Source organism: Shewanella sp. 125m-7 (assembly GCF_052977045.1).
Map to the genome: position 1 here is coordinate 94,099 of NZ_JBRILQ010000013.1, position 11,091 is coordinate 105,189.

Sequence of the window (11,091 nt, forward strand, 5' to 3'; positions counted from 1 at the left end):
AAAAGGTTTCTAATGGTCGTCAAATTAAAATCTCAAACCTTTAATCAGCTACAACTACGAATTTCTGTCGCCATTTTCGTATTATTTGCCAGTGCGGTGTTTGCTTTTAGAATTTGGGTGCAAAACCCTATTATCGAAAAGTCACTACTAAAAGCCTCAGAGCAAGAGCTCATAGCACTAGATTTCGCCTTCAAACAGATGGTGAGGCCACTACATACTCTTAATTATGATTACGCAGTCTGGGACAGAACCTACAGCTACATGAAATCAACGAGCGTCAGCGCTAAGCGATTTTATGAGCAACATGAATATCCAGATGACACCTTTAAAAGCTTAGAAGTGGATGGGGTCTTTATTTTCAACTCTTCCAATAAACTGATTTTTTCCAAAGGCTTCAATCATAGAAGTGATAAGCCCCTTGAGTTTGAATTTACCAACTTCAGCCTTTATCCGCAAAATAAAGCTCTTTCACCACAGGCAAAACAAGCATTTCCCCCTGTAGAGGCCCCCATAACCGCCCCCGAGGATGTCCCGTCAAAAACAGGCGTTATATCGACCCGATATGGACCCGCACTGTTTAGCTCTACATCCATTTTACAATCCAACCGCAGTGGCCCAGCTTTAGGCTATTTAGTCTTTATCAGGCTCATAGGCAAAAAGTTCATTAACGAGCTATCTCAATTTACATCCGCGGGAGTCGAGATGAGCACCTTGACCGCCGAAGACAGACTCATTCCTATGTCTAATTTGGGCTCACCAAAAGCACTCAGTAAACTCACACCCACATCTGAGCGTCTAGTTCGTAATATCGATGGAACTCCACTTTTTAAGCTAACGCTTAACCACACCAATACTGGCTCACCTCCCATTTTAGGGGCCGACATCTTTATCTTACTGGCTGAAATGACCACCCTGCTGCTTTTAGCCTATTTGTTATATTCCTACTTTTTAGTGCGCCCGGTACAAAAACTGGCAAATGATATTGAAGAGATGGATAAGAGCCGAGAAATTAAAAAGCTCAAACACCGCTATCCAATTACAGAGTTAGTGAATGTTGCCACTCACTTCAATGCACTTATGGGCACGATTCAAGAGCAAACTAAGCAGCTCAACGAACAGGTCTATATCGATAAACTGACCAACATCCCCAATCGCCGCGCGTTCGAGCAAAGGCTTGACACCTATTGCCAGCTTCTCGCACGACAACAGATAGGTTTTACGATGATCATTGCCGATGTCGACCACTTTAAGGAGTATAACGATACCCTTGGCCACTTAGCCGGGGATGATGCGTTAGTTAAAGTCGCGCAAACTCTCACCCAGCAGTTTTATCGAGCTGAAGATATCTGTGCGCGCTTTGGCGGAGAAGAGTTTATTATGCTGTTTCGAGATATCCCCGATGACGCATTACAGCAAAAACTAGACGCTATGCTGCGGGCCTTTAAAGACTTAGCTTTACCTCATCCTAGTGCCCAAACCGCTGAATTTGTTACAATCAGCCTTGGTGTTTGTAAGGTGCTCGCTATAGACGACTTTGAATTTAAAAGTGATACACATATTATTGGTAGGCAAGTGGCATTGATTGCCGATAAAGCCTTATATAAAGCAAAAGACAGTGGCCGAAATCAATACCAAAAAGTCACAATCTCAATTGATGAAATAGAAGGATTAGAAGCCAATAATCCAAGTGATACGCCCTAAAAAGTACAACTGATGATAAAGGGCTAACACTCTAGCCCTTTAATAATGAAGTCATACGATATCAATTATTGAGCGAGATTAATGATCACTCTGGCTAAGCGCTAGAATATGTGCCGCAACAAACAAGTCTTGAATCGCAATGCCTGAGCTATCAAATATCGTCACCTCAGTCGCAGTTTGACGCCCTAATGCGGGCTCGTTTATCACCTGACCAATCTCTGCGATCTCGGCATTAGCTGCATGCTGAAACTCGCCAATCACAACTGATTGTGATGTAAAGTCACAAAATAATCGCGCTTGGCGGTAAAGCTCAACCGGCAACTCTTGCTTGCCGACCTTATCAGCCCCCATAGCCGAAATATGAGTGCCTGCTTTAACCCACAGCGCCTCAAATAATGGCGCCTGCGCCGTTGTTGCAGTCACAATGATATCTGCTTGCTCACACGCAAATTGTGCATCGCTAGCTTCTGCGTTTAGGCCTTTTTCGATTAAGCGTGTGACCAGTTTCTCGGTTTTACTAGGGCTTCGCCCAACCACATATACTTTAGTTAAGGCACGGACCTGGCTCACGGCCAGCACTTCATACTCAGCTTGATGCCCCGTTCCAAATACGGTTAAAACGGACGCATCTTCTCTGGCTAAATAGTTAACGGCGACCGCATCAGCGGCTCCAGTGCGATAGGCGTTAACTGCCGTTGCAGCAATAATCGCTTGCAGCATCCCTGTTGCTGGATCTAATAAAAAGACGTTCGTGCCATGGCAAGGAATACCTTTGGCTTGATTACCCGGCCAGTAGCTGCCTGTTTTCCAGCCCACTAAATTGGGGGTAGATGCCGACTTTAATGAAAACATCTCATTAGGGTTAACCCCTTGGGCATTCACCACAGGAAATAACGTTGCCTTGTCGCCAATTGCGGCAACAAAAGCCTCTTTAACAGCGTTATAAGCTAATTGATGGGAAATAAGCTTGGATGTTTGCGCTTCAGATAAATAAATCATATTACCAACCTTGTACCCTATTCCAGATCTCGTAGCTATCATCTTCACTATCACTATTAAAAACATGATACTGACTATGCATCGATGCAGTGGCACAAGCATGATTGGGTAAAATGTGCAGACGGCTACCAACCGGGAACTGCTCAAGGCAAATACTACTGCCATCAACCGCTTGGATAATGCCGTGCTCTTGGTTAACCGTAATCACCTGCAAGCCACTCAATACTTGACCATTACAGTCTCGCACTAAACCATAACCACAATCTTTTGGTTGCTCTGCAGTGCCTCTGTCTCCAGATAGCGCCATCCAGCCAGCATCGATAAATATCCAATTTTTGTCATGATTGTGACCAATAACGCTAGTCACTACGCTCGCGGCAATATCACTTAATTGGCAAACATTAAGACCTGCCATAACCAAATCAAAGAAGGTGTACACCCCTGCTCTAACTTCGGTGATCCCATCTAGGTTTTGATAGCTTTGCGCCGTTGGGGTAGAGCCGATACTGACGATGTCACAAGTGATATTAGCTTGACGAATACGCTTCGCGGCGGTTGCTGCTGCGATGACTTCATTTTGCGCTGCATCGATTAATGCTTGCTTGTCAAAGCAAGCATATGATTCCCCCGCATGAGTAAGCACGCCATGAAAACAAGCGGCGCCCGCACTTAGAAGCTGGGCAATCTCAATTAGTCGCTCATCTTCTGGCGGGATCCCGCCGCGATGGCCGTCACAATCAATTTCAATTAACGCTGGAATTTTGCATTGATTATGCTGACAAAATAGGTTGAGTTGCTGCGCTTGCTCAACGCTATCGAGTAACACTCTGGCATTAATACCTTGAGCCAGCATATTGGCAATTCTTGGCAATTTACCATCGGCAATTCCGACGGCATAAATAATGTCGCTATAACCTTGCGACGCTAACGCTTCAGCTTCTTTTACCGTTGATACGGTTATCGGTGAGCTTTTAGTTGGCAGTAAATACTCAGCAGCCTCGAGTGATCTTAAGGTTTTAAAATGCGGCCTTAAACTCGCACCTAACCCCTCAATTTTTTCGCGTAACTGCTGCAGATTATTAATGAATACAGGCTTGTTTACATATAAAAATGGCGTATCAATTGCCTGATATTGGCTTTGCTGTGCAGCACTGAGAGATTGGCTTGATGGCATCATCATATCCTGTTCATCAATAAGTAAGATAAATTTAAAGGCATTTGTTTAAAAGCATTTATTTAAAGTATTTGAATTACTTCAAACTCCTTGTTTAATCGCCAGTATCTAACAACAGACATTTATTTTATATTAACTATTATCAAGATATAGATTAGGTTGAAACCAAATGATCAGCACTGAAGATCTGCGCTTTATAGTGGTGATAGCCAGTCATCGCACCTTGGCTGATGCAGCAAGAACATTAAACATCACCCCGCCTTCAGTGACATTAAGGCTGCAACATATTGAAAAGAAGCTTTCTATTAGCCTTATCCAGCGACCATCTCGGGTAGTGAGCTTGACCGAAGAGGGTCAGCTATTACTCGATAAAGGCATTAGTATTCTTCACAGCTTAGATGAGCTACAAGAGCTGATTGATCAACGTAAGTCAGTGGTATCAGGCAAGTTAAGAGTATTAGCACCACTGGGGTTTGGTAACGATTATATCGCGCCATTACTGGCTCAATACAAGGTTACGCATCCGCAGTTGGATATTGAACTTGAGCTGTCAGATAACCCCAATTGGTCGAATCATCATAAATGGGACATTATTATTTATATTGGCGCACTAAATGACTCATCACTAAAAATGATCACCTTAGCGGTAAATCAGCGCTTCATCTGCGCCTCGCCTAAATACCTAGCGCAGATGGGCTATCCCCTATCACCACAAGAGCTACTCAAGCATCATTGCATCGCATTGAGAGAAAATAATGAAGATGTAACCTTATGGCAATTTAGCCATATTACTGATGGCTCGCATCAGGTGATCAGAGTTAATCCAAGTCTTGCCAGTAATGAAGGACGAGTAATCAAAGACTGGGCCATGGCCGGACTCGGTATTATTATGCGCTCAGAATGGGACGTGCAGCCACAACTAGACAGTGGTGAATTAGTGCGTTTATTGCCAGATTACACTTTGCCTAACGCCAACATTGTCGCCTTGTTAAGCAGCCCAATGAAGGAGCGTTCAGCACGCATCTCTGGTTTTGTCAGCTTGCTGAAACAGCACTTAGCCCCTGCGCCTTGGCGTGCTGCTGACTAAGTGCTCTTATTCGCTGTTAGCTCTTAGCTCTTAGCTCTTAGCTAACAGCGGGTCACATCAGTGCAGACAAACTGCAAGCATCCACATCACTGATGGCGGCCAATAATAACTAAATTGTGGATCCTATTTTGCGATTAGCGATTAGCGATTAGTGATTAGTGATTAGTGATTTAGTGACTAGCGATTTAGTGACTAACTATTTAGTGACCGGATACTTAGTGACTAGCAGGCTTCGCACTCGGCGATATCGTTAGTTGATGAATAATGTTACCCGGTAATAATGGTGTACTTTGCTGAGCGACATATTCATCAAAGCCTGCGCGATAAAAGTCCGATAACGGATGACCAGACTGGCCGCCAGGAACCGTCATAATCGCGTTAACTTCATCACCTGCTTGTACTATAAAGCGCTGCGATGCGCCAAAAGATGCCCCCTGTACGGCAGGCATAAAGCTATCACCAAAACCTTCAACGATTGGCATATCTAATAATGAGCTCAATGCTGGGATCTGTTTAGAAAATGGGTGTTGAATGTTAAGTTGATTCACTTTGCCCCACGCTAAGTCCGCCATGTGGTTATTCTCACTGTATTGTGCAAGCAGTTTATCGCGGCTTATAACGTAGCTCGCCAACATAAAATCTGCCCAAGTTTTATGCTCTGTAGGCAGCCAACTGTGTGGCTTATTCTCAATTAACTGCCACATCCCCGGCTCAAGATTACGTTTTATCGGCGCTAAACTGACGGTCAACTTAGCGAGCTCAGTTTCAAGCGGTGCAAATGTGCTATCAATAAGCTGGGTGCGAAAATGGCGGACCAGTGTATAACCCACTGAATCAGCACAGGCGCAGGCCTGCCAGTTATTCAGATAAGCAATGTCTTCTGCAAAACGTTCGGGGTGCTGGTTTAACGACTGTAGAAGTAACTGCTGCCACGCTTGTAAAAATCGAGCTTTATTATCAAGCTGTAACCGGTAAAAATCATCTACTGAGTAACCATCAGATTCAAACAATCTATCTCGTATCTGCGAACTTCTCGCGCCTAATGCATAACCACCGTCGCCAAGTTGTTGGTGCTCTTTTACCGATACCACTCGAGAGTTGCCAGTCCACAATCGATACCGCTCAGGGTCAATCACTTGCGGCAATTGTCGATTGCTTTGCTGCCAATTAACCGGCTGATATTGCTCAGTGCTAATGGCCACATTACTCGGGTTAGTCCTTGCAGGAAATGCGCCCGCAGGTTTCCACGCAGCGTTGCCAGCGTTATCCACCAGCATCATATTTTGCACCGGGATCCCCATAGTTGACGCGAGTTCAAGCCCTTGCTCTACCGTTTTAATGTCATCTAACTCAATAAGCTGCATATCAACCGCGTAAGGCTGATGTGCAACCCAAGAAAGCGCGTAACGCTGCTCACCGATCTGCTTTATGGGGCCGTAAGCAGACATTTCAATTTCAAAATTAACTTCAGATTCAGGCAACGCAATAATTTCATGTTCGATATAGCTCGGCGTTTGCGCATCAATCGCAATCCAATCTGCGGTATCGATATAAGCATTGGTAAAGCCCCACGCAACCTTGCTATTACTACCAACCACAATCGCTGGCGCACCAGGTAATGTCACCCCAGTAACTTGCACATTTTGATTGTTTTTTTGATAGTTAAGCTGCGCGCGATACCAAATAATAGGCACGGCAAAAGACAGATGCATATCATCGGACAACATGGCGTTGCCGTTTGCGGTTAACTTACCGGTTACCGCCCAATTATTACTACCAATATCTAAAGGCTCAGCAATATCATTAGACTTAGCTTGAGCAAGTAAATCGGTAGTTAACGCAGGAATAGGCGCATTATTTAATGGCAGTAGGCTAGCATCGAGTGCGGCTTGATATTGGCTTGGCTGGATAAGAAAAGCTAACATTTCCTCGCCAAATAAAGCCTGTATTTGAGTCAATGCTAAGTCGCGTTTAATCGTATTACCTTGCAGATCAAGGTACATACTGTAGATCACCAACAAACTGTCGGCAGGTTGCCATGGCTTAGGTTCGCTGCCAGTCACAATATATTCAAATGATGCTAATGTTTGCGCTGCAACCGCATCGTTAACCCCTTCGGCATAAGCCGTCAATACAGCCAAATGCACAGGGTCGAGATTATCCACGATGTTATTGGCCCGCTTTCGCAGCTGATGGAAGCGGCGGCTTTTATCTAAATCCAGTGCTTTTTCGCCAAAAATTTCTGCCAGTTCGCCAGCTGAATTTCTACGCAGCAGATCCATTTGAAAGAAACGGTCTTGGCCGTGGGCATACCCTAAGCCGTAAGCGGCATCCTCTCTATCCGCCGCTTTTACAATCGCACTCCCTAAACGGTCTCGCTCAACGGTGACCTTATGCTTAACCCTGTCACTCGTCACCTCTTTATCAAGCTCTGGTAAGCTCATCGATAGCGACAAGTACAAACCACCCGCTACAGCGACGACCACTAACGTGGTGCTAATAAGGGGTATTTTTATTATTTTATGCATTTAGCAACTCCCTGCGATAAAAAGTGTGCGATAAAAAGTCTGCTTATGGCTATCATAAACGTCGTTGCAAAAATGTTAAACAGTCATTTGAATTTTATTCTTCGCACACAAAAAAACAGCTATTCATGCTAGTTTCATCCGATAACGTGGATTTTAATATCCTGATTAACACCGACTTTATTGCTGTTTGAGGCAATGTTTGCTTTGATAAATGTCTTTTTTTAAAAGATTTATGACAAAATAACCAGCGACGACCTATCTCTAAATATTAGACCTGAATATTAGACCTGAATATTAGAACTGAATATGGCTAAACCCAATAAGAAAGGCCCGACACAGACAGTCGAGATCTTCTGCGCTAAATGCAAAGCGCTGTTGTTTAAGTATCGCAAAGGCGGTAAAGGGGCATTGGTTAAGTGCTTTAAAGAGCGCATTGTCGATGACTACACTCAAACGCCCTGCCAATGCCCGAGCTGCCAGCAAATCTTTGCCCGCGATACACTTATCCGCGGTGCGCCTGCATTTAAGATGATTGGCGGCAAGGTCACCATGAAGTAGCAGCCTTGGAATGAAGGCTGGTTACATTTCTATTTGTGCTTGTTGCTACATGAAAGCGAGTTCTCAATTGCCGCTTTAGAGTTATTAATCGCCTGCAGTAAATAACCGAGACACCCAAAATTGTTAGATATAGGCTCGTCTACTAAGCTTTAGGTAAGGCTGAAGAGAGGAGTTTGTTATGCCAACGCCAAGAAAAGCGTTAGTCAGCTTGGAAGATACACCTTATTACCACTGCATAAGTCGCTGTGTTAGAAAGGCATTCCTGTGTGGGGTTGATATTCACACGGGACAATCCTATGAGCATAGGCGTGACTGGGTCGAAAGTCGGCTGTTGCAGCTAGCTGAAGTGTTCGCAATCGATATTTGTGCTTTTGCAGTCATGAGTAATCATCTACACCTTGTATTGCGGGTCGATGCTGAGTTAGCGAAGAGTTGGTCAGATATCGAGGTTGTTTCCCAATGGCAAAAACTGTTCAAAGGCGATAGCCTGAATCACGACTTTGTAAAAGCCCAGCCGCTTGAATCTTATCAACAAACCATCATCAATAAGCGGGTAAAAGAGTACCGACTTCGACTCATGGATATCTCCTGGTTTATGCGGGCGCTTAATGAACCCATTGCCAGAAAGGCCAATGCTGAAGATAAGTGTAAGGGTCGATTTTGGGAAGGGCGCTTTAAGTCCCAAGCATTACTTGATGACGCGGCGGTGCTGGCTTGTATGGCCTATGTCGACCTCAATCCTATCCGAGCCAATATAGCGATATCTCCAGACACCTCAGACTTCACCAGTATCCAAATGCGCATCAAAGCGGCAGTTAAAGGCGAACAACCTAAATCGCTACTCCCTTTTGTAGGCAATGAGCATCAAGATATGCCTAAAGGGCTGATGTTTAATGCAAAAGATTATCTACAACTCATTGATGATACAGGTCGAATCCAACGCCATGATAAACGAGGTGCTATCAGCCAATCCTCACAGCAGTTGTTGCACCGCTTAAACATACCTGCCGAGAACTGGCTTAAAATGACCGCCGAATTCACGAAAATCTTCAAAGGTGCTGTGGGCAATACTCAAGAATTATCGACGTATTGTGAACATCTAGAGCGTAAACGACGACAAGGTGCAGCCAATTGTCACCGATGGCTAGATTGTAGTTAGTTTACGTTAAACCTACTCACCCCTTTTTACGCTACCAGACTGATGTTTGGGCGTTTTTGCTGCGTGATTTTCATTTTAATGGCTGATATTTTGCTCGCAAGTCATGTTCAGCTTGTAATTGCCGAGCTTAGGCAAGATATGAGTCAAAATCTTTGGCCATTTGAGTTGTGATTGAGGGGGGATAAGTACTGCAAATAATAATGGCTGTCTTAGTTATTTGTTGCGTGGGGAGTCATGATGTCTAAGTTACTAAGGAGTCGCCGTGGCAGGAAGCAAAAAATTTCGCGATAAAGTATGTGTTTATTGTCGTAAAAACAACTCGACTACAGCTGATCACGTATTTCCTAGAGAGCTATTTCAAAATCATGAAAGGGATAACCTTCCAAAAGTACCTGCATGTGCTGTGTGTAATAATGCTAAATCGAAACTTGAACATTATTTAACAGCCACCCTCCCATTTGGTGCAACTCACGACAATGCTGAAACAGCACTTTCAGTGGATGTAAGTAAGCGACTGTCTAAAAATAAAAAACTACAGAGAGAACTCGAAACGTCCTATAGTCAAAATCAAGTCTCAGACTCAAAACTCGGAACTAGAAATGCTCTTACAATTTCACTGGACTTTAAAAAGTTGGAAGAGCTTTGTTCATATATTGCAATTGGGCTTATGTGGCATCATTGGGAAAAGCTATTACCGTTTAATTTCTCTCACAAAGCTTTTATTCCATCAGAGTATGGCCTAGAAATTGTTGATGGATTATTTAACATGACATCAGATTTCCGGATCAATGAAGTTATTGGTGATAACACTATTAAGTACAAAGGTACGCTAGCTGAGGTGGATAAAGGAATGTCTGTGTGGGCAATTCAATTACTCGGTGGAATTACTATTGCAGATAACAATTTTAGCAATGTATTTGAAAATAGTTATGTGGCTGTAATAACTGGTTCACCAACTACTTTAGAAAATATAAAATTGGTGCAGCAGTAACTTAACCAACTGTTAAACTAGGACTAAATGCAGTTGTAATTTAACAGGGCGCTATTTACCAAAATAAAATGGATAGTTCGAGGTATGATCGAAGCTGGAATTGACGATGAGGTTTATGTAATTGAGGACAAAAATCTTCTTATAAATGTTTTTAGGCTAATAGAATCTATAAATAGCAATGCTGTTGAGTTTGATAAAATTGTCATACCAATTGATGATTTATTGGATCTGGTGCTTACAGATCGGATTAATAGAGAATGCATTCGTTCAATGCCCCCTGCGCGTAGGGAACAACCGTTGATTTATATTAATTTGGGTGGCTATGGACGCATAATTGATGGCAATCACAGATTAATTAGAAGGAAAGAAGATTCTTTTAAATATTGTGAAGTTCTTGTTGTTTCAGTTGATGCTTTAAAAAACTATTGTGAGCCTTTGACTAATCGTCCTAAAAGGGAATACAAGGAATGGTATCGATCAATATTTGAGGAGTGTGCGTGACAAGTCAAAGCAGCCGCAGCTTGAGGCGTTACCGCATATCCGATTGCCATACTTTCCCGGCTCTTCTCCGCTTAAGTGAGTCTATTCATATCAAAGATCATAAATAACATTATCATTTACAACACTTTCTTATCTGTGAATAAGTGGATATACCTTGCCATCATTATCATCCGCCCTATTTAGCTTTAAAGGGCAATGTGTGCAGTCCTTTTCTATAGAACAAGGGTCTCATTCTATTCTTGTACGATGCAGCCGAGACGGACGGTTTAAGGTTAAAGAACCAAGAACTGAAAGGCGATGTACAGTTGATCACTATGTAAGAAGACGGGTACACGATCTACCAGTTAGTGGACGTCCTTGTAGCATCGAAGTCGAACTTGCTCAGACCAGAGA

At 43.4% G+C, this 11,091-nt stretch carries 9 protein-coding genes and 1 pseudogene; 7 read left to right on the plus strand and 3 right to left on the minus strand.

Annotated elements, in window-relative coordinates:
* The first annotated feature begins 12 nt into the window (after window positions 1–12).
* On the plus strand, window positions 13–1,701 hold the full coding sequence (locus ACVBIL_RS08590; RefSeq protein ID WP_447166563.1) for a sensor domain-containing diguanylate cyclase: 1,689 nt from the start codon (window positions 13–15) through the stop codon (window positions 1,699–1,701).
* Between the two features lie 78 nt (window positions 1,702–1,779).
* On the opposite strand, the gene ACVBIL_RS08595 is transcribed toward ACVBIL_RS08590, so the two are convergent.
* Window positions 1,780–2,700, minus strand: coding sequence for an ornithine cyclodeaminase family protein (locus ACVBIL_RS08595; RefSeq protein ID WP_447166564.1), 921 nt, complete (start codon window positions 2,698–2,700; stop codon window positions 1,780–1,782).
* 1 nt (window position 2,701) lies between these two features.
* Window positions 2,702–3,880 (minus strand): DSD1 family PLP-dependent enzyme, encoded by a 1,179-nt coding sequence (locus tag ACVBIL_RS08600; protein WP_447166565.1) that lies wholly within the window; start codon window positions 3,878–3,880, stop codon window positions 2,702–2,704.
* 163 nt (window positions 3,881–4,043) lie between these two features.
* On the opposite strand from ACVBIL_RS08600, the gene ACVBIL_RS08605 reads away from it, so the two are divergent.
* Complete coding sequence (locus ACVBIL_RS08605; RefSeq protein ID WP_447166566.1) at window positions 4,044–4,961, plus strand: LysR substrate-binding domain-containing protein; 918 nt, start codon at window positions 4,044–4,046, stop codon at window positions 4,959–4,961.
* Between the two features lie 215 nt (window positions 4,962–5,176).
* Here ACVBIL_RS08605 and ACVBIL_RS08610 read toward each other — a convergent pair whose 3' ends face one another.
* Entirely contained in the window at window positions 5,177–7,489 is a 2,313-nt protein-coding gene (locus ACVBIL_RS08610) for a penicillin acylase family protein (protein ID WP_447166567.1), read from the minus strand.
* A gap of 306 nt (window positions 7,490–7,795) precedes the next feature.
* Here ACVBIL_RS08610 and ACVBIL_RS08615 point away from each other — a divergent pair, with 306 nt between their 5' ends.
* From ACVBIL_RS08615 to ACVBIL_RS08635, 5 genes and pseudogenes are all read left to right on the plus strand, one after another.
* Window positions 7,796–8,047, plus strand: coding sequence for a hypothetical protein (locus ACVBIL_RS08615; protein WP_447166568.1), 252 nt, complete (start codon window positions 7,796–7,798; stop codon window positions 8,045–8,047).
* Between the two features lie 178 nt (window positions 8,048–8,225).
* Window positions 8,226–9,206 (plus strand): transposase, encoded by a 981-nt coding sequence (locus ACVBIL_RS08620; protein ID WP_447166569.1) that lies wholly within the window; start codon window positions 8,226–8,228, stop codon window positions 9,204–9,206.
* Between the two features lie 262 nt (window positions 9,207–9,468).
* On the plus strand, window positions 9,469–10,197 hold the full coding sequence (locus ACVBIL_RS08625) for an HNH endonuclease (RefSeq protein ID WP_447166570.1): 729 nt from the start codon (window positions 9,469–9,471) through the stop codon (window positions 10,195–10,197).
* A gap of 84 nt (window positions 10,198–10,281) precedes the next feature.
* Entirely contained in the window at window positions 10,282–10,698 is a 417-nt protein-coding gene (locus tag ACVBIL_RS08630) for a hypothetical protein (protein ID WP_447166571.1), read from the plus strand.
* A gap of 154 nt (window positions 10,699–10,852) precedes the next feature.
* Window positions 10,853–11,091, plus strand: a pseudogene (locus ACVBIL_RS08635) (ISL3 family transposase); the annotation flags it as partial.